The organism is Agrobacterium vitis, assembly GCF_013337045.2.
In the GTDB taxonomy this organism is placed as follows: Bacteria; Pseudomonadota; Alphaproteobacteria; order Rhizobiales; family Rhizobiaceae; genus Allorhizobium; species Allorhizobium vitis_B.
Window position 1 is genome coordinate 1,030,242 of record NZ_CP118260.1, and the last position, 24,135, is coordinate 1,054,376.

Below are 24,135 nucleotides of genomic sequence, written 5' to 3' on the forward strand. Positions count from 1 at the left end.
ATCCGCTTGCATCCATAGTTTGTCAGCCGAGGTGAGACACAGATCTCCCGTCGCCATTGCATCACGCAACGCGCAAACAGTGTCGGCCAGAATCGTCATTCCCAAATTTTGAAAGCGCCTGCCGGCCTCCTCGCCAGCTCGGTTTAGTCCTCCTGGCTGCGGGCTGAAAATTTCACTTGCACCGCCAACCAATATATGAGTTATCTAAGTCAGATGATTATTCGCCTGTCAACAGGCTTTCGAAAACTTCTCTACAGGCGATAAAATGCCCGAAATTGTTGAGATAGCGATGCGCACGGATAAGATGAAGACAATTCCAAAGGCTGAACAGATATATTGGTTGTTGCGCCAAGCCATAGTCCATCTGGAGATGCAGCCTGGGGCAATCATCTCGGAAAAAGATCTATGTGCCGAATTCGGCGTGTCGCGCACCCCGGTTCGAGAGGCCTTGCAGCGGCTGGCGGATGAGGGGCTGGTGGATGTGTTTCCCCATTCCGGCACCTATGTCAGTCGTATTTCCTTCACTGTCGCGGAAGAGGGCTTTGTCATTCGCCGGGCGCTGGAAATCGAAAGCGTCAGAAAGGCCGTGGCCAATGTTACCGATCGCGACGTCGCGCAACTGAAGTCGATCATCACGCAGATGCAGGCCATTCTCGATAGCAATCAGCTGGAAAAATATCTGGATTGCGACGATGCCTTTCACAGCGCCATTGCCACGATCAGCGGCTATCCCCGTATCTGGAAGTTCATCACGCTTGCCAAGGTTCATCTCGACCGTATGCGCCAGCTCAGTGCGCCTGTGCCTGGGCATTTGTCTGTCGTGACCGAGCAGCACGATACGATTGTGCGGGCGCTGGCAACCCGAAACGCCGATCAGGCCGAACTGGCCATGCGCATCCACCTGGATTCCTCCTTCGCCGTCATGGCCAAAATGCATGAGGACCAGGGCGCGCTTTTCGATGGAAAGGAAGGACCATGACAGTGACTTCGGTTTCTTCGCCGCTGCTCAGGCTGAATTTGCGTGACAATGTGGCCGTTGCCCGGCTGACGCTGGAGCCGGTGGCGCTTCCAGAGCTTGGCGGCGTGCAGCTTTCGGCCCGGATCACCCAGGGACACAAGGTTGCCATCACGGCCCTTCAGCCGGGACAGGCCATTATCAAATATGGCCAGATCATCGGTTTTGCCACGCAGCCTATTGCGGTTGGTGATCATGTTCATACCCACAATATGGCGATGGGGGATGTGGAACTGGCCCACGAATTTTGCGTGGACGCGCAGGAGCCTGTTTTTGCGCCCCAGCCCGCGACGTTTATGGGCTATCAGCGGGAGAATGGTGAGGCTGGTACGCGCAATTACATCGCCATCGTCTCTTCGGTGAACTGTTCTGCCACCGTGGCCAAGGCCGTGGCGCAGCATTATGCCCAGCCGGGCAGGCTCGATGATTTCGCCAATGTCGATGGGGTTATTGCGCTGACCCATGCAGGCGGCTGCGCCATCAATACCGCGACCGAGGGTTATCTCTATCTCACCCGCACACTGGCCGGATACGCCACCCATGCCAATGTCGGCGGTGTGGTGATGATTGGCCTTGGCTGCGAAACCAACCAGATACCGGCTTTGCTTGCCGCTCATGGCCTCACCGAGAGCGACAGATTTCACACGCTGACCATTCAGGGAACCGGTGGCACGCGCAAATCCATCGAAGCAGCGATTGCAGCCATCGATTCAATGTTGCCCGCCGTCAATGCATTGAAGCGCACCCCGCAACCGGTGTCCAAGCTGAAACTAGCACTCGAATGCGGAGGATCGGATGGGTATTCCGGCATTTCCGCCAATCCGGCGCTTGGCTATGCTGCTGATCTGCTGGTCCGCCACGGTGGCACGGCATGTCTGGCTGAGACGCCGGAAATCTACGGTGCCGAACATTTGTTGACCCGGCGGGCCAAAAGCCCTGATGTGGCCCAAAAGCTGCTGGAGCGCATCGAATGGTGGCGCGATTATGCGGCGCGGGGCAGGGCCGAGCTGAACAACAATCCATCCCATGGCAATAAGGCCGGTGGGCTGACCACAATTCTGGAAAAATCGTTGGGTGCGGTGGCCAAAGGCGGCACGACCAGGCTCAACGCCGTCTATGAATATGCCGAGCGCATCAACGAACCCGGCTTCGTCTTCATGGATACGCCCGGCTATGACCCGATTGCCGTGACCGGCCAGGTGGCGGGCGGCTGCAATGTCATCTGTTTCACCACCGGGCGCGGTTCGGTGTCCGGTTTCAAACCGGCGCCATCGCTGAAGCTCGCCACCAACACGCCAATGTATGAGCGGATGCAGGAAGACATGGACCTCAATTGCGGCACCATCGTCACCGGCGATGAGACGGTGGAGGCGGTCGGGCAGCGGATTTTCGAGGCTGTGGTTGCCACCGCGTCGGGCGAGCGGACAGTGAGTGAGATCTACAATTACGGTGACAATGAATTTGTCCCCTGGCAGGTCGGGGCGATCATGTAACACCAACGAGCATTGGAGCAAGTTCAAGCCTTGGTAGAATGCGCCTTTCGGGGGGAAAGGCATTCATTCAGACGCAGGTGCAGCCAAAGGCAGGCACGGGAGAGAGACATGAGTGAGTTGAAGCGATTTTACGACGTGATCATTATTGGCTCGGGCGTCGGCGGCGGCGCGCTGGCGAACCGGTTGGCAGAAACGGGCCGCAATATCCTGATGATCGAGCGCGGACCACGCTTGCCGCGTGAAGACGATAATTGGAGCGTCGATGCGGTCTTCCACCAGAAGAAATATGCAACGACAGAAGAATGGCGCGACAAGGACGGTCAGTCTTTCCGCCCCAGCACGTTTTATTATGTCGGTGGCAACAGCAAATTCTTCGGTGCGGCCACCCTGCGCTTTCGCCGGGAAGATTTTGAGGATTTGGCCCATGAAGGCGGCGTCGCACCTGCCTGGCCGGTTTCCTACGACGAGTTCGAACCCTATTATGCTGTTGCTGAACGGTTGATGGGGACGCATGGAACGGCGGGCATCGACCCGACCGAGCCGCCGCGCTCCGGCCCGATGCCACATCCAGCCATCGGCCATGAACCGGAAATCGCCTTCTTCGAAAAAAAGCTGAAAGAAAGAGGTCTGCATCCCTTTCCACTGCCGATTGCCATTGATTACCATCAGGGCGGCAGCTGTATCCGATGTCGGACCTGTGACGGCTTTGCCTGCAAGCTGGGCGCCAAGGGAGACGCCGAAGTGCGCCTCGTTAATCCGGCGCTCGCCCGTGGCAAGGGTAAAATCGAGCTTGTTACGGAAGCCTTTGTGCATCGTTTGCTGACCGATCCGACCGGTAAAAAGGTGACCGGCGTTGAGCTGACCCATGGGGGTGAAAAAAAGCGGATCGAAGCCGATCTGTTCGTCTCCAGTGCAGGGGCGATCAATTCGGCAGCCCTTTTGCTGCGATCAGCCAATCAGGCCCATCAGCGCGGCATCGGCAATAGCATGTCCGACCAGCTCGGTCGCAATTACATGGCGCATAACAATACGGCGCTGATGGCGATTTCGCCCTTTAAGAAAAACCGCGTCGTCTTTCAGAAATCCATGGCGATCAATGATTACTACCTCGCCAATGCCGAAAAACCCTATCCGCTTGGTAATATCCAGGGGCTTGGCAAATTGCAGGGGGGCATGCTGACCGCCGGTGCGGCCTGGGCGCCTGAATGGTTGATGTCATTGTTCGCCGACCGCAGTGTCGATTGGTGGCTGATGTCGGAGGATCTGCCCGATCCTGAAAACCGCGTCACCGTCGATCCGGATGGCCGCATCCGTTTGAGCTACACGGCTAATAATCTCAAATCTCACGATGAACTGGTCAAGGTCTGGTCGCGGCATATGCGCTCGCTGGGCTATCCGCTGATCATTACCAACAAGATGGATATCAAGGTATCCATGCATCAATGCGGCACTGCCCGTTTCGGCAAGACGCCAGAGACATCCGTGTTGGACACACATTGCAAGGTTTGGGACGTCGATAATCTCTATGTCGTCGATGCGTCCTTCCTGCCGTCCTCCACTGCCGTCAATCCCTCGCTGACCATTGTCGCGCAGGCGCAGCGCACCGCTGAACATATCCTCGCCCGCTGGGGCGAAAGCACCGTTACGCCACAGGCTTCGCAGACCGTGGCCTGACTGGAAAAACAAGACAGATAGGGAGGAGCCTACATGTCAAACACAGCATCCGATTACCGCCATATGTTTGATCTGACCGGACGCAAGGCCATTGTTACCGGCGGGTCGCGAGGCATTGGCAAGGGGCTGGCCGAGGCGCTGGCCGCCCATGGCGCCGATGTCGCCATTGTCGTGCGCTCGACGCTGGATCGTGCCGAGGAACTGGCCGCCAACCTGAGAACGCAAGGGCGTGATAGCTTCGCTCTGCAAGCCGATGTCGCGCAAGAGGCGGATGTCGAGCACATGACGCAGTCTGTGGTCGATCGGTTCGGGCGTATCGATATTCTCATCAATAATGCTGGTATTGTTCTGCCAGCCGCAGCGGAAAATTGCAGCCTGGATCAATGGCGCCAGACCATGGCCGTCAATCTGGACGGCGTTTTCCTTGCCTCCAAACATGTTGGACGGCAAATGATCGCGCAGAAAAGCGGATCGATTATCAATATTGGTTCGATGTCGGGCCGGATCGTCAACTGGCCGTTCCGTCATGCCGCCTACAATGTTTCCAAGGCTGGCGTTCATATGTTGACCAAGGCGTTGGCAACGGAATGGGCCGAACACAATATCCGCGTCAATGCGATTGCGCCGGGCTATATTCGCACGGAACTGACCGATGATGTGCTGCGGGAACATCCCGATGTCGTCAGGGATCATTGGGCAAAAGGTGCCGTGCAAAACAGAATCGGTTCCGTCGAGGAACTGGCTGGTTCGGTGGTTTATCTGGCCAGCGACGCCAGTTCCTTCACCACAGGCGAAATCATCACCATTGATGGCGGCTTGACGCTGCGTTGATCATTGCATTTTTCGAAAAAGGATAAAGACCATGACGTCAAGAGGCTATGGCGGACCGCTGCGATATGTTCAGGGGCCGGGTGTCATCGATGAGATCGGGCTTTACATTGCGCCGCTGTCAAACTCGGCGCTGATCGTCATCGATGAGTTTTTCTGGGATACTCTTCGCCCGGAAGTGGAGAAAAACCTTGATGCTCATGGGGTGAAAAGCCACTTCATGAAATTTTGCGGCGAATCCACGGATAAGGAAGTCGAGCGGGCCGTGAGCCTCGGCAAAACCGCTGGCGCTGGCGTCGTTGTCGGGATTGGTGGCGGTAAGGCGCTCGATACAGCCAAGATTTCAGCACTTCATATTGGTGCGCGCACGGTGACGGTCCCGACCATCGCTTCGACGGATTCTCCGACCAGTGCGCTTGGCGTGATTTACAGCGAGGACGGCGTTTACGATCGGGTGGTGCGTTGCGGTCGCAATCCGGATGTGGTCCTGGTGGACAGCGCTCTGATCATCAAGGCGCCCGTCCGGTTTCTGGTTTCGGGCATGGGGGATGCCCTATCGACCTGGTATGAGGCGCGGTCCAATTTCGAAAGCCATTCGAATAATTATATCGGCGACGGCTATGCAACAACTGCAGCGGGCGCAGCGATTGCCCGGCGTTGCCATGAGGTCCTGATGCGCGATGGGCGGGCTGCCTATGCTGCCGCCATTGATGGCAAACTGACGCCAGCGGTGGAAAATATCATCGAGGCCAATACGCTTTTGAGCGGTCTTGGGTTTGAAAATTGCGGTGTCTCCGGCGCGCACGGCATCCATGATGCGCTGACCGTGCTGGAGCCGACCCATCATTTCTTCCACGGCGAAAAAGTCGCCTTCGGTATTATCGGTCTGTTGGTGCTGGAAAATCGGTCGCTGGACGAGATCAACGAGGCGATCGATTTCTGCCAGGACCTGAAATTGCCGACCATGCTTGGCGATCTCGGGTTGGAGACGGTGACAGCGGAAGACCTGCTGAAAGTCGGTGAGATTGCCATGGCCCCAGCCAGCGTCATTCACTCCGTTCCGGTGAAGCTTAATCCGCGTCTGATTGCAGACTGCATCTGGACAGCGAGTAAACTGGCCGAGACCCGCAAGCAGTCGAGAATGGGGAGGATGCTTTGATTCTCCTGCAGGATCTTCTAACGCTTATGCGTGTGCTGCTTTTGCCGCCTTGGGAAATGTGACCGATACCGTCAGGCCGCGTCCCTCGGATGTGTCTTGAAGCGTGAGTTTGGCGTTAAAGAGATTGGCTATTTCCTCAACGATCGGCAGGCCCAGTCCGAGACCCGGGGAGGGGTTCTGCTCTCCCCGGGCGAACCTTTGGCGCACGATGTCGCGCCGTTCGGGGGCGATGCCCGGACCATTGTCTTCGACGGACAGGATCACGTTCTGCGTATCCTCTCGGATGCGCACCGTGACTTCTGCGCCATGCCCGGCATAGGCCAGGGCATTGGCGATCAGATTGCTGAGTAACTCCCCGATCAGCAAGGGTTCAGCTAGCACGAAAGCAGGACCGTCCTGGCCCTCGAACCCAAGATCGATACCGGCATCGGCGGCGCGTGGCACATGTTCGGCGGTGATCGCTTGTGACAGATGAGCAAGATCGATCCGGGGCGGTATTTGCCGGTCGTTGGAGCCAACGGCATCGACACGGGCCATCAACAGCAGTTGCGCCAGAATATGCTCGGCATGGGCAAGAGCCTCATCGCCCTTGCGCGCCGCTGACTGTGCATCCTCAATGTTTGTGGCGCGGGCAGAAAGCGCCAGTTGCGTGCGAATGATCGCCAGCGGCGTTCGCAACTGGTGGCTGGCATTGCCGGTGAAATGACGAAGCGCATCCAGCGCCGATTGTAGCCGGACCATGAAGGAATTGACGGTTTCAACGAGGTTTTCGACTTCGCGGGGAACGGATTGCTCGATAGGATGCAGATCGTTCGGACTGCGCTCGGAAATGGCCTCTCCCAGTCGGTAGAGCGGGCGTAGAGAATAGGTGACGGCGACCCAGACAATGGCGCCAGCACCGGCGATCATCAATAGCAGTCGCAACGCTGAACGCAACAGAATGGCCTGGGTGAGCTGATTGCGCGCAATTGTCGTCTCAGCCACGGTGACCACGAAGGGAAGAGAATCGATGCCGGTCGAGGCCGACCGTTGCAGGGCCGCGATGCGGATCGGTTCGTCGCGAAAAGCTGCGTCCATATACACAGCCGATTGCCCCTGGAAATCAGAAACGGTCGGCAGGTTCTGGTAGCCGGTGATGAAACTGCCCCCTGGACCATCGACGCGGTAGAAGACCCGGTCCTGCGCCCCTGATGTTAGCATTTCCAGCGCTACATAGGGAATATCGACCGCCAACTCACCATTTTCAGAAACAATGACCCGTTCAGCAATCGCCAAGGCCGACCCGGCCAGAACCCGATCGGAGACGGTATCGGCAGTTTTGACCGCCTCATAATAGGTGTCGATCAGAGCGACTGCGCCAATGAGTGCAGTCGATAGCAACAGCCAGCCCAGCAAACGACGACGGAGCGAGTAGGCGACCCCGGTCATGCCGTCTCGGTCATGGTTTTTTCGAGGTAATAACCGATGCCGCGCGCAGTGCGCACGGTAAGACCGTGAGGGGCTAGCCGTTTGCGCAATCGGCTGGCATATTGCTCTATGGCATTGGCGCTGAGATCGTCGTCAAAGGCGGCCAGCGATTGGATGATGGCTTCCTTGGCCACGACTTTGCCTGCCCGCATGAACAGCACTTCCAGCAGTCCGAGTTCCCGGGCGGGAATGTCGAGGGGCACGCCTGCTGCCGAAAAGCTGCGCGAATTCAGATCGAGCGAAACCGCTCCGTAGCTGATCATCGAAGAGCGCAGCCCGGCCTGGCGGCGCAACAACATGCGCACACGCGCTTCGAATTCGCCGATATCGAAAGGCTTGATCATGTAGTCGTCAGCGCCGAGATCCAGGCCTTTGACCTTGTCTTCCGGTGTGCCGCGCGCCGTCAGGATCAGGATTGCCACCTTGTCATGGCGCGCGCGCACGCAGCGCAGCACCTCTATGCCGTCCATTTCCGGCAGGTTGAGATCCAGAATGACAAGATCGAAGTTTTCCGTCGCAATCGCGGCGTCGGCAGACGCGCCGTCGCTGACGGTATCGACCGCATAGCCGGTGCCGCGCAGAATGGCAGACAGGCCGTCGGCCAGAGCCTTATTGTCTTCAACGAGCAAGATGCGCACTGGGGAATGTCTCCTCACTCATTGCTCTAGCACTTTATATTTGATCTGGAATACGATGAATTGCTGAAAATAACACGTCGCATTCCACTTCGAGGTCTTTTGACGCATTTATGTTATGGTGCCGTCCATGATGCTTGTGAACAACGCTGGGCTGCGGCATGATCCGTTTATGCGTTTTATCATCTTCATTTCAATCCTGCTGGGCCTTGCGTTTCCAGCCGCTGCCGGGCCCGTCTTGTTCCCTGCCTTGTCAGGCGATGCAAAAGCCCCCGAGCTGCTTGTCTATTCTTCGCTTGATGAGCCGATGGCAAAGCAGATCATTGCAGGCTTCCAGGCGAAAAATCCCGATATCGCGGTGCGCTACGAGGATATGTTGACCAGCGAAATCTATGACCGGATCGTCCGGGAAACCGATGCGGGCAAGACGACAGCGGATTTTGCATTTTCATCGGCGATGGATCTGCAAGTCAAGCTCAGCAATGACGGCTATGCCCAACGCAGTGACCTGCCGATGAGCGCAAGCTGGCCCGCCTGGGCAAATTGGCGCAATACCGCCTACGCGCTGACATTCGAGCCTGCGGTTTTCGTCTATCACAAGCCGAGTTTCGCCAATCAGAAGCCGCCTTCGACGCGGGCGGAATTCGTGGACTACCTGAAAAGCCAGGGAAATGCCGTTTTCGGCCGGATCGGCACCTACGATATTGAGCGTTCAGGGGTCGGCTTTCTGTTCATGGCCCGTGACCAGGAGCAGTTTGGAGATATCTGGTCGGTGATCCGCAGTATGGGCACGGCGGGCGTCAAGCTCTACTCCAACAGTTCGGCCATTCTGGAGCGGGTCGCCGATGGACGATTCGTGCTGGGCTATAATATTCTGGGCTCCTACGCTGCCGACTGGGCGTCGCGCCATCCAGATGTCGGCATCGTATTGCCCAAGGATTATACCGTGGTGATGTCGCGAATCGGGCTCGTGCCACAGGCGGCCGCATCGCCGGAGCTTGGTCGGCGCTATCTGGAATTCTTCATGTCGAAGGAAGGGCAGGGCATTATGGCGCGCGAGCTGCATATTGCGGCGGTCAATCCGGATGTTGGCGGCGAAAACACCGCCAATACCATGCAATCCCTGCTGGGCGCACAACTGCGGCCCGTCCCCGTCAGTCCCGGCTTGATGGTCTATCTCGATCAGGTCAAGCGCATGCGTCTCATCGCCCGCTGGAACGAGGTTTTACGGCTGCAATAACCCATTCAATTGTGGGGTGCGCGCCGCCGTTTGATAAAATGCAGTGCAATGTCAGCTCGATGACAGGTTTGTATGGTGCGTTCCAGGTCTTGATTATCCGTGGAGGCGGATGATTACGGCTTGAGGGAGGATACTCAAGGGATGGACGAGCACGGTGTCTTGCCGCAGCTCGCAGGAGGGTCCCGTGAAATACTCTTCCTTCGGCATCGACGAACACTGCGCATCGAAGCGCACTCGCAGGAGGAAATTACTTTGAAACAGTTCATTCTCGCCACCATCCTGGCCGGAGCCATGGCACTGCCGGCTGCTGCGACTGATTACACCATTATCGCACCTGCCAATCCCGGCGGCGGCTGGGACCAGACTGCCCGCTCCCTCCAGACTGTCATGCAGAAGGAAGGCATCTCGAAGCGGGTTCAGGTCCAGAATGTGCCTGGTGCCGGCGGTACCATTGGTCTTGCCCAGTTTGCCAGTCAGCAAAAGGGCAAATCCAATGCCCTGATCGTCGGCGGCTATGTCATGGTGGGCGCAATCCTGACTAACAATGCACCCGTCACATTGAAGGATGTCACACCGATTGCCCGCCTGACCGGCGAATATGAGGCGGTCGTGGTTCCTGCTTCCTCACCGATCAAGAATGCTGCGGATCTGGTGGCCGCGCTGAAGGCAGATCCGGCCAAGGTGTCCTGGGCTGGCGGTTCTGCCGGCGGTGTCGATCATATCGCGGTTGGCCTGATCGCCAAGGCCGCTGGGGTCGATCCGACCAAGATCAACTATATCGCCTATTCCGGCGGCGGCGAAGCATTGGCGGCTATTCTGGGAGCACAGGTGACCGCTGGTATTTCCGGCTATGGCGAATTTGAATCCCAGGTCAAGTCGGGAACGCTGCGGCTGATCGCCATTTCAAGCGCCGAGCGGATCGCTGGCATTGACGCGCCGACATTGAAAGAATCCGGTCTCGACGTTGTGGTCGAAAACTGGCGCATGGTGGCTGCCGCTCCTGGACTGTCGGCAGAACAGAAAGCAGCCGTTTCAGCCGATATTGAGAAGCTGGCCAAGTCCGAGGGCTGGAAAGACGTGCTGAAGACCAAGGGCTGGCAGGATACCTATCTGGCTGGCGATGCTTTCAATGCGCAGCTTGACAAGGATATCGCCGCGACCTCGACAATCCTCAAAGATATCGGTCTGGTGAAATGAGCAGTGGCTTGACCCCCTTGAACAACGAAAAGCGCCGCCCCGATTGGGCGGCGCTTGCAATCGCGGTCTGTCTCGTTGCCATTGCCGGTGTCATTCTGTGGGACTCTGCCCGGCTCGGCGCTGTGGCAGGCTATTCGCCTGTCGGCCCTGCGACCGTTCCCTATGCCATCGCGATCTGTTTGATCGGTCTTGCGATCTGGACCGTGTTCGAGGCATGGCGCGGTGAGTTTCCAGAGCGCGAAAAGCAGGAAATCGCCCCGGTGATATGGGTCGTGGGTGGTCTTGCCGCGCAGATGCTTCTGCTCGATGTTGCGGGCTTCTCCATTGCGACCGGCCTGCTTTTTGCTGCTACGGCCAGGGCCTTCGGCAAACGTAAATTGTGGTTCTCGATACCAATAGGCATAGCGCTCAGCCTTGCTGTCTGGCTGGTCTTTGCTGGCCTATTGCAATTGTCGCTGCCCGCCGGGCCGCTGGAAAATCTGTTTTTCTGATACCCGACAGGGACTTACCTTCATGAGTACTTTTGAATTCCTGATGCAGGGTCTTGTGGTTGCAATGCAACCGATGAACCTGTTCTATGCCTTGATCGGGGTGACGCTTGGCACCGCCGTTGGCGTGTTGCCGGGTATCGGACCCGCATTGACCGTGGCGCTGCTGCTGCCCGTGACCTACCAGCTCGATCCTGCTGGCTCGCTGATCATGTTTGCTGGCATCTATTACGGCGGCATGTATGGCGGCTCGACCACGTCGATCCTACTCAATACGCCGGGCGAAAGTGCTTCGATTGTCACGGCGTTGGAGGGCAACAAGATGGCCCGGGCCGGGCGCGGCGGGCCCGCTTTGGCGACGGCTGCCATCGGCTCTTTCGTGGCCGGGCTTCTGGCAACGATTGGTCTTGCGCTTGTCGCCACGACGATCGTCAAGCTTGCCCTGGTGTTTGGCCCGCGCGAATATTTTGCGCTGATGGTGCTTGCCTTCGTGACCGTGTCCTCTGCGTTTGGTGACTCTGCATTGCGGGGATTAACCTCACTTTTCATTGGTTTCACACTGGCGATTGTCGGCATCGACCAGCTGACAGGCCAGACCCGGATGAGTTTCGGCGTTCCGGATCTCTTGGATGGGGTCGAGGTTACGACGCTGGCAGTTGCCATGTTTGCGATTGGCGAGACCTTGTACATCGTCGCCCAGGGCAATCTTGGCCCGGACAAGATCGAAGCGGTCAAAGGTTCCGTCTGGATGAGCGCTCAGGATTGGGCACGGTCCTGGAAGCCGTGGTTGCGCGGCACAGCGATTGGGTTCCCGATTGGGGCCATGCCGGCTGGCGGCGCGGAGATCGGCACCTTCCTGTCTTACGCCACTGAAAAAAAGCTGACGAAATATCCTGAGGAATTTGGCAATGGTGCCATCGAAGGTGTGGCTGGTCCTGAAGCGGCCAACAATGCTTCGGCGGCAGGAACGCTGGTGCCGCTGCTGACGCTCGGCTTGCCGACCACGGCAACGGCGGCCATCATGCTGGCGGGTTTCCAGCAGTTCGGCCTTCAACCTGGCCCCTTGCTGTTTGCCACCAATCCGCAACTGGTCTGGGGTCTGATTGCCAGCCTGCTGATTGCCAATTTCATGCTGCTGGTTTTGAACCTGCCGTTGATTGGCCTCTGGGTGAAGCTGCTGACCATCCCGAAGCCCTGGCTTTATGCTGGCATCCTGCTGTTTGCCACACTCGGCACGATTGGTGCCAATCCCTCGGTGTTTGAGCTTGGCATGTTGCTGGCGTTTGGAATTCTCGGCTATGTCATGCGCATCTTCGGTTATCCGATTGCGCCTGTCGTTATCGGCCTCATTCTTGGTCCACTTGCCGAGCAGCAATTGCGCCGGGCGCTGGCGATAGGGCAGGGCGATTTCACGGTGCTCTTCATGTCGCCGATTGCTGTTGGTCTTTTCCTCATTGCCGCAGCGGCCTTCTTCATTCCGCTGATTATGAGGATTCGCGGAAGAGGGCAGGTTCTGTCGCAGCTTGCTGCCAACGAAGATTGAGTTTCAGTCCGGGCGAAAATGAACAGCGAACAGCCCCCCTGCGCCATTATGGCGCGGGGGGCTGTTCTGTTTCATTCGACTAATTCTCTGCAACTCTCTCAAAATCGGCGGATTCAGGTCTTTTCGGGCGTAAAACAGGGCACGTCGTTGACTGTATCCATAAAATCAGATGGGCAAATCAGCCGATCTGTTCAGGTTGCATGGCTACAGTGCATTTGTGTGCATTGAAACAAGCTAATGGAAGGTCCATCTTTGCTTTGTAAGATTTAACAAGGAAAGAGAACGAAAATGGCTTCCCTCCCCCGTAAAGGCTTTATCGGTCGTGCCATCGCCGTGTTCGGCGCAGCAACCGCCGCTGCCGCGGCTGTAGATGGGCATCGCCAGCCGCGTGACCGTGATCTGCGTCTTCTGGGTATCGATCCCCTAAGCTTCCGCAATATCAAGCGCGCTGACTGATTTTTTTCATATCCGCGTGTAAAAGCCCGCCAGTTGTTCAAACTGGCGGGCTTTTTGGTTCGTGAAAAGCTCTTATTTATTCCGTAAAGGCTTTTCAGTCGTTCTGGTGTTCGCGTTTGTTGTAACGGATCGATGACCAAAGCGAGATGCCGATCAGTGCCGCACCGCCGAGACCGGTAACCACTTCGGGAATATGCACCAGCGTCTGGCAATACATGATCACCGAGAGGATCAGGATCGCGTAGAAAGCGCCGTGTTCCAGATAGCGGTATTCCGCGAGCGTGCCTTTTTCGACCAGCATGATGGTCATCGAGCGAACATACATGGCGCCGATGCCAAGGCCGATGGCAATTACGAACAGGTTTTGCGTGAGCGCAAACGCACCAATGACACCGTCGAAGGAGAAGCTGGCGTCCAGCACTTCAAGATAGATGAAAGCGCCCAGGCCACCCTTGGCCGCAGCACTCATCGTTTGCTGGGAGGCATCAAGGAGACCGCCGACCAATTCGACGGCAAGGAAGGTCAACAGGCCATAGATAGCGCTGTAAAGGAAGGTAATCGCTTCCGCTCCCTCCAGGAAAGACGAAAACAGCAGGATTAGCACCAGGACGAAGGCAACTTCAATGCCCTTGATGCTTGCGTATCTCGCCATATGCTTTTCGATAAAGGCGATCCAATGGACGTCCTTTTCCTGATCGAAAAAGTAGTTGAGACCAACCATCATCAGGAATGTGCCGCCGAAAGCAGCAATCGGCAGATGCGCTTCATTCATGATTCTGGCGTATTCCGCCGGTTCAGCGGCTGCCAGTTTCAGTGCTTCGATTGGGCCGATCTGTGCCGCGATGGCGACGATTGCCAGCGGAAACACGATCCGCATGCCGAACACGGCAATCAGGATACCCCAGGTCAGGAAGCGTTGTTGCCAGACCGGGGTCATTTCCTTCAGCTTGTTCGCATTGACAATAGCATTGTCGAAGGACAGCGAGATTTCCAGAACGGCAAGGACGGTGCAGATGAAGAACACACTGGCCATGCCACCAAGCGTGCCTGTCATGTTCCAGCCGAGCCAGGCACCGAGTGCAAGACCTGCAATGGTGACGATAAAGGCCCATTTGAAATAGCTGAGAACGGAATGGGAAGGGGTTGCCGTGCTCATGCTTGCACCTTCGAAACGCGAGGGAAAAGCGGGATAGCACGCGAACGAGCACCGGCCATGCCGGATCGATCGCGCGAAAAACACGTGGATGAAATTGTCATTGCGTTATAATCCGCCGGCCATGATTGCTGGCGGTACCGACATCACGAGAGCGCCGTAAACTCTCGCCAGAGGGGCCCGGCACCATAAGTTCACTCCGCAAAGACCGATGTCTGGCAATGCGGCAGCGTATGTTAACTACCAGCCATGCGAGCAAGGTCAAGTGCTGTTGTGTAAATGCCAACAACCATCGCACAGATAGGCATTCGTAACGTCTGAGGAAGCAGCGCTAAAGATGAAAAAGGTGGAGAAAGCATCCTCCACCTTCATCTGTCATCGTGCCTGTTAGATACCGGATTACACCCGCTCCAGCGCCACCGCGATGCCCTGGCCCACGCCAATGCACATGGTAGACAGCGAATAGCGTCCGCCGCTGAGCGACAATTCCAGCGCCGCCGTGCCGGTTATGCGTGCGCCGGACATGCCGAGCGGATGGCCGAGGGCAATGGCGCCGCCGTTGCGGTTGACCCGTGGATCGTCATCGGCAATGCCAAGCTGGCGAAGGGTTGCCAGTCCTTGAGAGGCAAAGGCCTCGTTCAACTCGATAACATCCAACTGTTGTTGAGTGAGGCCGAGCCGGTCCAGCAGCTTCTGGCTGGCGGGGGCCGGGCCAATACCCATCACCCGGGGCGGCACACCGGCAGTAGCGCCGCCCAGAATACGGGCAATCGGCGTCAGGCCATATTTACGTGCCGCAGCTTCGGAGGCGATGATCAGAGCGGCTGCCCCGTCATTGACGCCGGACGCATTGCCAGCGGTCACGGTGCCACCTTCCTTTTTGAAAGGTGTACCAAGCTTTGCCAGCGTTTCAATCGTGGTGGCGCGGGGGTGCTCGTCCTTATCGACAACCACCGGGTCGCCCTTGCGCTGGGGAATGGTCACCGGGGTGATTTCTTGGCCCAAGCGGCCATTGGCCTGCGCTTCCGATGCCTTGTTCTGGCTTCTGACGGCAAAGGCGTCCTGGTCTTCGCGGGAGATCTTATAATCTTCCGCAACGTTTTCGCCGGTTTCCGGCATGGAATCGACGCCATATTGCTTTTTCATCAGCGGATTGACGAAACGCCAGCCGATGGTCGTGTCATAGATTTCAGCGTTCCGGGAAAAGGCGGTTTCTGCCTTTGGCATGACGAAAGGCGCTCGGCTCATGCTTTCGACACCACCGGCAATCATCAGTTCTGACTCGCCTGACTTGACTGCGCGGGCCGCCGCGATCACGGCATCCATGCCTGAACCGCACAGCCGGTTGATGGTCGTGCCGGTTACTGAGACCGGCAGGCCTGCCAGAAGCAGCGACATGCGCGCCACGTTGCGGTTATCTTCTCCGGCCTGGTTGGCGCAGCCGAAGATCACGTCATCGACTGCTTCCCAGTCCAGATTGGTGTGTTTTGCCAGGAGGGCCTTGAGCGGCACCGCGCCAAGGTCATCGGCGCGAACGGAGGAAAGTGCGCCGCCAAATCGGCCGATGGGCGTGCGGATATAATCGCAGATAAAAGCTTCGGTCATCGGGGTCTCCTCAAAGCGCGGGTACGGTGAGATCGGCAATTGGCCCATCGACATGCAGCTTTGCGCCAGTCATTGCCTGCAATTCGTCCAGCGTCATGGCGGCGAGCATTTCGCGCACCACGAAATGGCCCTTGGCGATATCGATCACCGCGTGGCTGGTATAGACACGGGTAATGCAGCCAACGCCGGTCAACGGGAAGGTGCATTTGTCCAAAAGCTTGAACTCGCCCTTCTTGCTGACATGTTCGGTGATGACGAAAACCTGTTTTGCGCCATGCACCAGATCCATGGCGCCGCCCACGGCAGGCACACCCTTGCTGCCGACCCGCCAATTGGCGAGATCACCATTTTGCGCGACCTGATAGGCGCCGAGAATGGCGACATCCAGATGGCCGCCGCGCACCATGGCAAAGCTGTCGGCATGGTGGAAAAATGCAGCGCCCGGCTTCAGCGTCACTGCCTTTTTGCCTGCGTTGATCAGATCCCAGTCTTCCTCACCTTCCGGAGGGGCTTCGCCGAAATTCAGGATGCCGTTTTCCGTGTGGAAAATAGCCTGACGGCCCGGCGGCTGATATTGCGCCACCATTTCGGGAAAGCCGATGCCGAGATTGACGTAGGCGCCGTCGGCAATGTCCTGAGCTGCGCGCCAGGCAATCTGGGCATTCGAAAGCTTGATGTCTTCGCGGGTGTCTATTGTCATGCGTAGGCCACTCCGGCGCGGATCAGCGCTTCTTCCTGTTGCGGATTGGCGACTTCAACGACGCCATCAATGAAAATGCCGGGCGTAACGATAATTTCAGGATCGATCTCGCCGGGGGCAACAATCTTGGAGACCTGTACGATGGTTTTGGTCGCAGCCATGCACATCAGCGGATTGAAATTGCGGCCCGCCTTGCTGTAGGTGAGGTTGCCATGCAGATCGCCGAGATGGGCTTTGACAATGGCAAAATCCGCTTTCAGCCAGCGTTCCTGTACGTAATGACGGCCATCAAACTCGGCAATCACCTTGCCTTCGGCAAGTTCCGTACCGTAACCGGTTGGCGTATAGAAAGCCGGAATTCCAGCCCCGCCAGCGCGAATACGCTCTGCCAGCGTCCCTTGTGGCACCAATTCCAGCTCGATTTGTCCCGCCAGATACCGGTCCGTGAAGGCACGTGGATCGGAAGAGCGCGGAAAGGAGCAGATCATCTTCTTGACCATGCCCGCATCGATCATTGCGGCGATGCCGATCCGGCCATTGCCTGCATTGTTGTTGATAACCGTCAGGTTTTTCGGCCCCTTGTCGATCAGGGCGTGAATGAGTTCGATAGGCGCGCCGGAGCCGCCAAAGCCGCCGATCATGACGACGGCACCATCATTTATACCGGCAACGGCGTCTGCCGTGCTGGCGATTGTCTTATCCATGGGATTCTCCCGTTTGCGATTGCGCCAGAGAAAAGTCAGGCGCGCCTCCGACAAGAAAGATAGGACTGGAGCGATCACCTCGCAACAAGTTTGTGCGATAATTGACATTTGTTCGATTATCGCACAAACTACCGCGACTGAGGAGAGTATGATGCGCGAAACGGATATCATGGGCGGGTTTGCCAAAGGCCTGAAGATCATCGAGGCTTTCGAGGAGGCCGCGCCGCGCCTGTCCATTGCCGAAGCTGCACGGCTTTCGGGTCTGGACCGGGCAACAGCCCGCAGATGTTTGCTGACGCTTTCCCAACTGGGCTATGCTGATTATGATGGGAAATTCTTCTCCCTGACACCAAAGATCCTGCGGCTCGGTCATGCTTGGCTCTCGGCGACCCCGTTGCCTGCTATTCTCCAGCCGCATCTCGATCAACTCAGTGAAAAAGTCGGTCAAAGCGCGTCTGCTAGCGTTCTCGATGGTACGGAGATCGTCTATATCGCTCGCGCCTCACAACGGCGTGTCATGTCGATAAACCTGATGCCGGGTAGCCGCTTGCCTGCCTATTCAGCTTCCATGGGGCGGGTTTTGCTGGCTGGATTGAGCGATGCCGAAATCAGGGCCGTGCTGGAGGCATCGGTGCTGAAGGCCAATACTACGTTCACCCGAACCGATCCGGAAGAGCTTAGGGCCGAAATTGCTGATGTGCGGCGCCAAGGCTACGCAATCATCGATCAGGAGTTGGAAATAGGCCTGTGCTCTATTGCCGTGCCGGTTTATGACAGCCGGGGCCAGATGGCGGCGGCTATCAATATCGGGGCGCCAGCCGCTTTTATCTCCGCGTCGGAAATGGCTGAGCGCTATCTGCCAGCGCTATTGGCGACGCAAGCTATTCTGAAGCCGCTGCTGCGCTGATCTCCGCCTGTGCGCGGTCGCTCAGGTTTTGAAGTTTCTGCCGTTCTGCTAGACGCCAGGCCCGTGGTGTGAGGCCGGTTTCCCGGGTGAAAAAACGGGTAAAATAGGCGGGATCGGTAAAGCCGTGATTGAGTGCGATAGCCTGAATACTGGTTTGGCTGAAGATCAACTCCTGCTGGGCGATTTCCAACTGCTTGCGAGCGATCAGTTGTTGCAGGGTTGCGCCGGTTCCAGCCTTGGCAAGCCTGTTCAGATGGGTGGGGGAAAGGCCCATTTCCCGTGCGTAGAAGGCCGCGGTTTTGTGGCTGCGAAAATGGGCGGCAATCAGTGCGGTTAGCTTTTCCATTCGCCGGTCATTGGCCGTTAGCGTCAACCGGTCTGAAGAGGCGTCCGGTGCGGCCTGCCTTGCCAGCAGAAGCACGACGGTCGCAAGATAAGCCTCAAGTAACCCGTTGCGCCCCGGCTTTATGCCAGCATATTCTTCGGCGATCCGTTCCATCAATAGGCCGATTTCGGATGCGCACGGCTCGCCTTCTAAAGGCATATGGAGAGGCAGAGGCAAAGCCTGTTTCAGGCTGGTTCGAACGGCAAGCGGTAGGGCGGCTGGCAGAACGGTGATAATCATGCCCTTGATTGCACGCGAAAACCGAAATCCATGGCTAAACAGCGGTGGAACGACGATGGCGGCTGGTGGGGTAATGCCGATCACTTCGCCGTCCAGCGTGGCATCTCCCTGGCCCTCCGAAATGTACAGAATTTGCAGAAAATTCTCGTGTCGGTGGAGGTCGATCTCGAAGCGATACAAACTGCTGCGGGAAAAAAGGGTTTCGCAATGCAGCAAAAACTCACCGGAAACCGCGGTTTTTTCGCCATATAGCTTGTAAGTGGGTATCGCGGCCATGGTTTCAGCATCCTTCATTCATGGTCGAATAGTGCAATTTTTGGATTGAAAAGTCCATTGAGCTGGCGATCCGAAACGGTCAATTTCTTGATCAGGAGCAAATTCGGGAGGATATCATGCGTACTCAAGTCGTCATCATTGGCTCAGGCCCTTCTGGCTTGTTGCTGGGGCAATTGTTGCATCGCAAGGGCATAGAAACCGTCATTATCGACCGTGTTGGCCGCGACTATATTCTTGGCCGGGTCCGGGCTGGCGTGTTGGAACAGGGTATGGTGGGCATGCTGGAAAAGGCCGGTGCTGCCGATCGCCTCCATCGCGAAGGTCTGCCGCATGACGGTTTTTCGTTGGCATTCGATGGGCGTGATCACCGCATCGATCTCTTTAATCTGACCGGCGGCGACCGGGTTATGGTCTATGGCCAGACCGAAGTGACCCGCGATCTGATGGACCAGCGCGATGCAGCCGGTGCCTTGACCATCTACGATGCCGCAAACGTTGAACCGCACGATTTCTCGGGCGAAAGCCCCTATGTCACCTATGAGAAAGACGGCGTCAGCCACCGGATCGACTGCGATTTCATCGCTGGCTGTGACGGGTTTCATGGCGTTAGCCGCAAATCGGTGCCCCAGGGCGCCATCAAGGAATTCGAGCGGATCTATCCATTCGGCTGGCTGGGTGTGATGGCCGAGGTGCCACCGGTGGCCCATGAGTTGATTTATGCCAACCATCCGCGCGGCTTTGCGCTGTGTTCCATGCGGTCCAACACCCGTAGCCGCTACTATGTGCAGTGCCCGCTGGAAGACAAGGTTGAAGACTGGAGCGACGACCGGTTCTGGGATGAGTTGCGCCGCCGTCTTCCGGCAGAGCATGCCGAAGCCATGGTGACCGGGCCATCCTTCGAGAAATCGATTGCGCCTCTGCGCTCTTTCGTCACTGAGCCTATGCGGTTCGGCCGATTGTTCCTGGCCGGTGACGCCGCCCATATCGTGCCGCCGACTGGTGCCAAGGGGCTTAATCTTGCTGCCAGCGATATCCACTATCTCAGCGAAGGCCTGATTGAATTCTACGCCGATAAGTCCAGCGCCGGGATTGATGATTATTCGGTTCGGGCGCTGGCGCGCGTCTGGAAGGCCGTGCGGTTTTCCTGGTGGATGACCACCATGATGCACCGTTTTCCTGATACCGGCGATTTCGGGCAGCGCATTCAGGAAGCCGAGCTGGATTATCTCGTTCACTCCCGTGCCGCATCTACGTCATTGGCTGAAAACTATGTCGGCTTGCCTTACTGATCAGGCAATCAAGGCATAATGGCCGCTGCCGCATCACGGATTGCTTGCATAAGCAGTGATTGCGGCAGCGTTGCCATGGCGTCGGCGCGGACGGTCAAGCCAACCGGACCGCGTGTCGGGGAGCAATCTATCGGCAGGGCGCAAATCGTCCCTTCTGCGATGTCGCCCGCCACGACACCCTCGGAAATGACCCAGATGGCATCACTGATTTTCAGAAAGGCTCGGCCAAAGGAATCGGAGACAGTTTCGATCTGGTTGGGCAGGGTGGCTACACCATTTGCGATCAGGAAATAGTCAACCAAGGGGCGGATGATCGAGTTGCGGGTTGGCATCAGCACTGGAAACTCACGCATCCGCTCAAACGGTGCCGTTTCGCCCGTCAGCAATGGATGGCCGGTCCGGACGACGAAAACCACGGGTTCCGAATAGAGATGCTCGAAGGAAAATCCTGCCATTTTCTCAGGTGCTGCTAATCTGCCAACCACGAGGTCCAGTTCTCCAATGCGCAATTGTTCGAGCAGGACTGAATTGTCGCCGGTGACGATCTTGATCGGGCTTCCGGTATTTTCCGTCAGGAACACGGTCATGGCCTGGGGCATGATGCGGGTGGCAACAGTGGGCAAGGCACCGACCCGCACCGGCGGCCCAGCCTTGGCCGATTCTTGGGAAACCGAATCAACTGCATGGCGCAAGGCCGCCAGCGTTGCGCCCGCATGGCGCAGAAAGACCTCACCATAGCGCGTGATGCGGATGCCGCGTCCCTCGCGCTCAAACAGGCTGACCCCTAAGATTTCTTCCAGCTCACGAACCGTTTTGGTCACCGCTGGTTGGCTGACATGCAATAAATTGGCGGATTTCACCACGCTTTTCTGGCGCGCAACCTCGACAAAGGTTTGAAGATGGCGAAACTTGATGCGCTGGTCGATCATATCTCTCATAACCTGAGGGTTATCAATGGCGGCGATAATGTCATTTTACTTAACCGATTTGCTGTCGCAAGATCAATTTCGGAGGATACGGTATGAAATTTTTAAAGACGACGGATGCGGTTATTCACTACAACACGGTTGGCCTAGAGAGCGGCAAGCCGGTGATTGCGTTTGCCAATTCACTCGGCACGGATTTCCGGATCTGGGACGAGGTTATGGATCGGCTCCAGGATCGTTACGCCTTTGTGCTGCATGACAAGCGCGGTCATGGCCTGTCGGATCTCGGCAATCCTCCCTATTCGATGGCAACGCATGTCGATGACATGGCCGCATTGTTGGACCATCTTTCGTTGAAGCAGGTGATTGTCGTTGGGCTTTCTGTCGGCGGCATGATTGCGCAGGGGCTTTACGCCAGCCGTCCTGATCTGGTGCGGGCGCTTATCCTCAGCAATACCGCCCATAAGATCGGTTCTGCTGAAATGTGGAACAACCGGATAGCGACCATTCAAAACAACGGTATCGGGTCCTTGCTTGAGCCGATTATGGAAAGATGGTTCACGGCACCGTTCCGCACGACGGATAATTCGCTTTATGCGGGCTGCTGCGCGATGTTGCTGCGTCAGCCAGTAGAAGGCTATTGCGGTACATGCGCTGCACTGCGCGATGCCGATTTCACTGAACAAGCACCGGCCATCACCGTTCCAACGCTTTGCGTTGTGGGTGACGAGGATGGCTCGACCCCGCCGGCTCTGGTGCAATCATTGGCCGATCTGATTGCGGGCAGCCGGTTTTCGGTCGTGTCTAAGGCGGGTCATATCCCCTGCCTTGAGCAACCGGACGCCTATGTTGCGGCCTTGCTGCCATTTTTGGATGAGTTAGCCTGACACTGAAGGCAAGATACAAGATAGTTGCGGAGACAGAGCAGACATGACCGACAAAACAGACACGGCATCAGAGGCGCATCGGCGCGGTATGAAAACCAGGCGTTCCGTGCTTGGTGACGCCCATGTGGATCGGGCAACAGCAGCGACAACCGCCTTCGATCAGCCCTTCCAGACGATGATTACCGAGGGTGCGTGGGGAACCGTGTGGTCGGGCGACCAGTGGTCGAAACGCGAGCGGTCGATGGTGACAATTGCGCTTCTGGCGGCACTTGGTCAGGACGAGGAAGTGGCGATGCACATTCGCGCCACGGTCAATACCGGGGCAACCCGCGAGGATATACGCGAAGCGCTGATGCATGTGGCGATCTATGCGGGCGTTCCGGCCGCAAACCATGCGTTCAAGATCGCCAAGGGCGTTTACGCGCAAATGGATTCCGAAGCAGCCTGAGCCATAACTGGCACCACGAAGCCTGCGACGGAGAAACTTGAGGAGGAAAGACATGAAAAATTCCCTACCGGAAACCGGGCCATTTTTTGCCCGTGACCGGGATATGCATCCGGTGGCCTATGCCCCCTGGTACAAGACCAGTGTACTGCGTTCGCCGCAGCGCGCGCTGATTTCGCTTGAGGGTACCAAGAGCGAAATTACCGGCCCGGTCTTCGGACACAGCCTGCTGAACGATACCGATAACGACCTGATCCTAAACTATGCCAAACCAGGTGAAATGGCGATTGGCCAGCGCATTCTGGTGCATGGCCGGGTGCTGGACGAGCGTGGGGTCGGCGTAAACGGTGCCTTGGTCGAATTCTGGCAGGCCAATGCCGGTGGGCGTTATCGCCACAAGAAGGAAACCTATCTGGCAGCGCTCGATCCGAATTTCGGCGGGGTAGGGCGTACCATCACCGACGAGAACGGTTATTACTGGTTCAAGACCATCAAGCCGGGTGCCTATCCCTGGCCGAACGGCGTCAATGACTGGCGCCCGGCGCATATTCATTTTTCCATTTTCGGCCACGGTTTTGCCCAGCGCTTGATCACCCAGATGTATTTCGAGGGTGATCCGATGATCTGGCTGTGTCCGATCGTCAAAACCATTCCGGATGAAGAGGCGATCAAGCGTCTGGTGGCGCCGCTTGATATGAATGCGGCTATCCCGATGGACATGCGCGCCTATAAATTCGATATCGTCTTGCGCGGACGCCGTTCCACACTGTTTGAAAATCGCAAGGAGGGCAACTGATATGGTACAGCCACTCGGTTACCTGAAGGAATCGCCCTCGCAGACGGCGGGTCCGTACGTTCATATCGGTTGCACACCGAATTTCTCCGGCATTGAGGGGATCTTCAAAGAAGATCTCGGGTCTGGTCCGCTTTATAACGACAAAACCCGTGGCGAGCGTATCACCATTCGCGGTTATGTTTATGATGGTGGCGGGAATGCACTGAAAGACGCGCTGATCGAAATCTGGCAGGCCGATAGCGATGGACTTTACAACAGCCCTTCCGAAACCGGCGGCAAGGCCGATCCGAATTTCCTCGGTTGGGCTCGTTGCCCAGGCGATATGGCAACCGGGGAATTCGTGTTTCACACCATCAAGCCGGGCAAGGTTCCCTTTGCCGGAGGCCGTTGGATGGCACCGCATGTGACCTTCTGGGTCGTGGCACGCGGGATTAATATCGGCTTGCAGACACGCATGTATTTCCCGGAGGAAGAGGCGGCCAATGCCGAAGATCCGCTTCTGGCGCGTATCGAGCACAAAGTGCGGGTTCCGACACTGATTGCCAAAAAGCAGGGCAATGATTACGTGTTCGATATTCATCTGCAAGGTGAAAACGAAACTGTCTTCTTCGATATCTGATTGGCAAC

Annotated in this window: 24 protein-coding genes; 16 read left to right on the plus strand and 8 right to left on the minus strand. The window is 57.1% G+C overall.

Going from position 1 to position 24,135, the window contains the following annotated elements:
• Positions 1-265: 265 nt before the first annotated feature.
• From G6L01_RS22395 to G6L01_RS22415, 5 genes are all read left to right on the plus strand, one after another.
• Positions 266-979 carry a GntR family transcriptional regulator gene (locus G6L01_RS22395; protein WP_234891906.1) on the plus strand — a complete coding sequence of 238 codons (714 nt, stop codon included), beginning with the start codon at positions 266-268 and terminating at the stop codon, positions 977-979.
• Positions 976-2,508 carry a UxaA family hydrolase gene (locus G6L01_RS22400; protein WP_070163277.1) on the plus strand — a complete coding sequence of 511 codons (1,533 nt, stop codon included), beginning with the start codon at positions 976-978 and terminating at the stop codon, positions 2,506-2,508. The genes G6L01_RS22395 and G6L01_RS22400 overlap by 4 nt, the downstream gene beginning before the upstream one ends.
• 108 nt (positions 2,509-2,616) lie before the next feature.
• On the plus strand, positions 2,617-4,182 hold the full coding sequence (locus G6L01_RS22405; RefSeq protein WP_070163278.1) for a GMC family oxidoreductase: 1,566 nt from the start codon (positions 2,617-2,619) through the stop codon (positions 4,180-4,182).
• Between the two features lie 33 nt (positions 4,183-4,215).
• Positions 4,216-5,013 carry an SDR family NAD(P)-dependent oxidoreductase gene (locus tag G6L01_RS22410; RefSeq protein ID WP_070163279.1) on the plus strand — a complete coding sequence of 266 codons (798 nt, stop codon included), beginning with the start codon at positions 4,216-4,218 and terminating at the stop codon, positions 5,011-5,013.
• Positions 5,014-5,044: 31 nt separating this feature from the next.
• Positions 5,045-6,169 carry a glycerol dehydrogenase gene (locus G6L01_RS22415; protein WP_070163280.1) on the plus strand — a complete coding sequence of 375 codons (1,125 nt, stop codon included), beginning with the start codon at positions 5,045-5,047 and terminating at the stop codon, positions 6,167-6,169.
• 24 nt (positions 6,170-6,193) lie between these two features.
• On the opposite strand, the gene G6L01_RS22420 is transcribed toward G6L01_RS22415, so the two are convergent.
• Together G6L01_RS22420 and G6L01_RS22425 are read right to left on the minus strand one after the other, a co-directional pair.
• Positions 6,194-7,597, minus strand: a complete 1,404-nt coding sequence (locus tag G6L01_RS22420) for a sensor histidine kinase (protein WP_070163281.1) — start codon at positions 7,595-7,597, stop codon at positions 6,194-6,196.
• Positions 7,594-8,274: a response regulator gene (locus tag G6L01_RS22425; protein WP_070148534.1), complete on the minus strand. Its 681-nt coding sequence runs from the start codon at positions 8,272-8,274 to the stop codon at positions 7,594-7,596. The genes G6L01_RS22420 and G6L01_RS22425 overlap by 4 nt, the downstream gene beginning before the upstream one ends.
• 169 nt (positions 8,275-8,443) lie before the next feature.
• On the opposite strand from G6L01_RS22425, the gene G6L01_RS22430 reads away from it, so the two are divergent.
• The 5 genes from G6L01_RS22430 to G6L01_RS22450 all read left to right on the plus strand — a co-directional run bounded on the left by G6L01_RS22430 (position 8,444) and on the right by G6L01_RS22450 (position 13,195).
• Positions 8,444-9,511: an ABC transporter substrate-binding protein gene (locus tag G6L01_RS22430; RefSeq protein ID WP_070163494.1), complete on the plus strand. Its 1,068-nt coding sequence runs from the start codon at positions 8,444-8,446 to the stop codon at positions 9,509-9,511.
• A gap of 252 nt (positions 9,512-9,763) precedes the next feature.
• Positions 9,764-10,708: a Bug family tripartite tricarboxylate transporter substrate binding protein gene (locus G6L01_RS22435; protein WP_070163495.1), complete on the plus strand. Its 945-nt coding sequence runs from the start codon at positions 9,764-9,766 to the stop codon at positions 10,706-10,708.
• The gene (locus tag G6L01_RS22440) at positions 10,705-11,199 is read left to right on the plus strand and encodes a tripartite tricarboxylate transporter TctB family protein (protein WP_070163282.1); all 495 of its coding nucleotides are present in this window, start codon (positions 10,705-10,707) and stop codon (positions 11,197-11,199) included. Before G6L01_RS22435 ends, G6L01_RS22440 begins: the two co-directional genes overlap by 4 nt.
• Positions 11,200-11,221: 22 nt before the next feature.
• A complete protein-coding gene (locus G6L01_RS22445; protein WP_070163283.1) occupies positions 11,222-12,739 on the plus strand; it encodes a tripartite tricarboxylate transporter permease in 1,518 nt (505 codons plus the stop codon).
• A 288-nt stretch (positions 12,740-13,027) separates the two neighbouring features.
• Complete coding sequence (locus tag G6L01_RS22450; protein WP_087729627.1) at positions 13,028-13,195, plus strand: hypothetical protein; 168 nt, start codon at positions 13,028-13,030, stop codon at positions 13,193-13,195.
• 94 nt (positions 13,196-13,289) lie between these two features.
• Here G6L01_RS22450 and G6L01_RS22455 read toward each other — a convergent pair whose 3' ends face one another.
• From G6L01_RS22455 to G6L01_RS22470, 4 genes are all read right to left on the minus strand, one after another.
• The gene (locus tag G6L01_RS22455) at positions 13,290-14,351 is read right to left on the minus strand and encodes a DUF475 domain-containing protein (protein ID WP_070163284.1); all 1,062 of its coding nucleotides are present in this window, start codon (positions 14,349-14,351) and stop codon (positions 13,290-13,292) included.
• Positions 14,352-14,747: 396 nt separating this feature from the next.
• On the minus strand, positions 14,748-15,953 hold the full coding sequence (gene pcaF, locus G6L01_RS22460; protein WP_070163285.1) for a 3-oxoadipyl-CoA thiolase: 1,206 nt from the start codon (positions 15,951-15,953) through the stop codon (positions 14,748-14,750).
• A 10-nt stretch (positions 15,954-15,963) separates the two neighbouring features.
• Positions 15,964-16,653 carry a 3-oxoacid CoA-transferase subunit B gene (locus tag G6L01_RS22465; RefSeq protein WP_070163286.1) on the minus strand — a complete coding sequence of 230 codons (690 nt, stop codon included), beginning with the start codon at positions 16,651-16,653 and terminating at the stop codon, positions 15,964-15,966.
• Complete coding sequence (locus tag G6L01_RS22470; RefSeq protein WP_070163287.1) at positions 16,650-17,357, minus strand: 3-oxoacid CoA-transferase subunit A; 708 nt, start codon at positions 17,355-17,357, stop codon at positions 16,650-16,652. The genes G6L01_RS22465 and G6L01_RS22470 overlap by 4 nt, the downstream gene beginning before the upstream one ends.
• A gap of 151 nt (positions 17,358-17,508) precedes the next feature.
• Between G6L01_RS22470 and G6L01_RS22475 the strand changes: the two genes are divergently transcribed.
• Entirely contained in the window at positions 17,509-18,264 is a 756-nt protein-coding gene (locus G6L01_RS22475) for an IclR family transcriptional regulator (protein WP_070163496.1), read from the plus strand.
• Here G6L01_RS22475 and G6L01_RS22480 read toward each other — a convergent pair.
• Entirely contained in the window at positions 18,239-19,165 is a 927-nt protein-coding gene (locus tag G6L01_RS22480; RefSeq protein WP_070163497.1) for a helix-turn-helix domain-containing protein, read from the minus strand. The two genes, G6L01_RS22475 and G6L01_RS22480, sit on opposite strands and share 26 nt — an antisense overlap.
• A gap of 116 nt (positions 19,166-19,281) precedes the next feature.
• Between G6L01_RS22480 and pobA the strand changes: the two genes are divergently transcribed.
• Entirely contained in the window at positions 19,282-20,454 is a 1,173-nt protein-coding gene (gene pobA / locus G6L01_RS22485) for a 4-hydroxybenzoate 3-monooxygenase (protein WP_070163288.1), read from the plus strand.
• A gap of 8 nt (positions 20,455-20,462) precedes the next feature.
• Here the strand turns inward: pobA and pcaQ are convergent, their stop codons facing one another.
• Complete coding sequence (gene pcaQ / locus G6L01_RS22490; RefSeq protein ID WP_070163289.1) at positions 20,463-21,383, minus strand: pca operon transcription factor PcaQ; 921 nt, start codon at positions 21,381-21,383, stop codon at positions 20,463-20,465.
• A 92-nt stretch (positions 21,384-21,475) separates the two neighbouring features.
• Here pcaQ and pcaD point away from each other — a divergent pair, with 92 nt between their 5' ends.
• The 4 genes from pcaD to pcaG are packed head-to-tail and all read left to right on the plus strand — an operon-like array spanning position 21,476 to position 24,127.
• Positions 21,476-22,267, plus strand: a complete 792-nt coding sequence (pcaD, locus tag G6L01_RS22495) for a 3-oxoadipate enol-lactonase (RefSeq protein WP_070163290.1) — start codon at positions 21,476-21,478, stop codon at positions 22,265-22,267.
• A gap of 43 nt (positions 22,268-22,310) precedes the next feature.
• Positions 22,311-22,715, plus strand: coding sequence for a 4-carboxymuconolactone decarboxylase (gene pcaC / locus G6L01_RS22500; protein ID WP_070163291.1), 405 nt, complete (start codon positions 22,311-22,313; stop codon positions 22,713-22,715).
• 52 nt (positions 22,716-22,767) lie between these two features.
• On the plus strand, positions 22,768-23,508 hold the full coding sequence (gene pcaH, locus G6L01_RS22505) for a protocatechuate 3,4-dioxygenase subunit beta (RefSeq protein WP_070163292.1): 741 nt from the start codon (positions 22,768-22,770) through the stop codon (positions 23,506-23,508).
• A gap of 1 nt (position 23,509) precedes the next feature.
• On the plus strand, positions 23,510-24,127 hold the full coding sequence (gene pcaG / locus G6L01_RS22510; RefSeq protein WP_070163293.1) for a protocatechuate 3,4-dioxygenase subunit alpha: 618 nt from the start codon (positions 23,510-23,512) through the stop codon (positions 24,125-24,127).
• The last annotated feature ends 8 nt before the right edge of the window (positions 24,128-24,135 follow it).

Bases quoted from the DNA above. Each gene is read 5' to 3' on its own strand.
- pcaD (WP_070163290.1), top strand. From the start codon at position 21,476: ATGAAATTTTTAAAGACGACGGATGCGGTTATTCACTACAACACGGTT.
- G6L01_RS22465 (WP_070163286.1), bottom strand. From the start codon at position 16,653: ATGACAATAGACACCCGCGAAGACATCAAGCTTTCGAATGCCCAGATT.
- G6L01_RS22400 (WP_070163277.1), top strand. From the start codon at position 976: ATGACAGTGACTTCGGTTTCTTCGCCGCTGCTCAGGCTGAATTTGCGT.
- pcaG (WP_070163293.1), top strand. From the start codon at position 23,510: ATGGTACAGCCACTCGGTTACCTGAAGGAATCGCCCTCGCAGACGGCG.
- G6L01_RS22440 (WP_070163282.1), top strand. From the start codon at position 10,705: ATGAGCAGTGGCTTGACCCCCTTGAACAACGAAAAGCGCCGCCCCGAT.
- pobA (WP_070163288.1), top strand. From the start codon at position 19,282: ATGCGTACTCAAGTCGTCATCATTGGCTCAGGCCCTTCTGGCTTGTTG.
- pcaF (WP_070163285.1), bottom strand. From the start codon at position 15,953: ATGACCGAAGCTTTTATCTGCGATTATATCCGCACGCCCATCGGCCGA.
- G6L01_RS22455 (WP_070163284.1), bottom strand. From the start codon at position 14,351: ATGAGCACGGCAACCCCTTCCCATTCCGTTCTCAGCTATTTCAAATGG.
- G6L01_RS22405 (WP_070163278.1), top strand. From the start codon at position 2,617: ATGAGTGAGTTGAAGCGATTTTACGACGTGATCATTATTGGCTCGGGC.
- G6L01_RS22450 (WP_087729627.1), top strand. From the start codon at position 13,028: ATGGCTTCCCTCCCCCGTAAAGGCTTTATCGGTCGTGCCATCGCCGTG.
- G6L01_RS22430 (WP_070163494.1), top strand. From the start codon at position 8,444: ATGCGTTTTATCATCTTCATTTCAATCCTGCTGGGCCTTGCGTTTCCA.
- pcaQ (WP_070163289.1), bottom strand. From the start codon at position 21,383: ATGATCGACCAGCGCATCAAGTTTCGCCATCTTCAAACCTTTGTCGAG.
- G6L01_RS22410 (WP_070163279.1), top strand. From the start codon at position 4,216: ATGTCAAACACAGCATCCGATTACCGCCATATGTTTGATCTGACCGGA.
- pcaH (WP_070163292.1), top strand. From the start codon at position 22,768: ATGAAAAATTCCCTACCGGAAACCGGGCCATTTTTTGCCCGTGACCGG.
- G6L01_RS22395 (WP_234891906.1), top strand. From the start codon at position 266: ATGCCCGAAATTGTTGAGATAGCGATGCGCACGGATAAGATGAAGACA.
- G6L01_RS22475 (WP_070163496.1), top strand. From the start codon at position 17,509: ATGCGCGAAACGGATATCATGGGCGGGTTTGCCAAAGGCCTGAAGATC.
- G6L01_RS22420 (WP_070163281.1), bottom strand. From the start codon at position 7,597: ATGACCGGGGTCGCCTACTCGCTCCGTCGTCGTTTGCTGGGCTGGCTG.
- G6L01_RS22415 (WP_070163280.1), top strand. From the start codon at position 5,045: ATGACGTCAAGAGGCTATGGCGGACCGCTGCGATATGTTCAGGGGCCG.
- G6L01_RS22445 (WP_070163283.1), top strand. From the start codon at position 11,222: ATGAGTACTTTTGAATTCCTGATGCAGGGTCTTGTGGTTGCAATGCAA.
- G6L01_RS22480 (WP_070163497.1), bottom strand. From the start codon at position 19,165: ATGGCCGCGATACCCACTTACAAGCTATATGGCGAAAAAACCGCGGTT.
- G6L01_RS22470 (WP_070163287.1), bottom strand. From the start codon at position 17,357: ATGGATAAGACAATCGCCAGCACGGCAGACGCCGTTGCCGGTATAAAT.
- pcaC (WP_070163291.1), top strand. From the start codon at position 22,311: ATGACCGACAAAACAGACACGGCATCAGAGGCGCATCGGCGCGGTATG.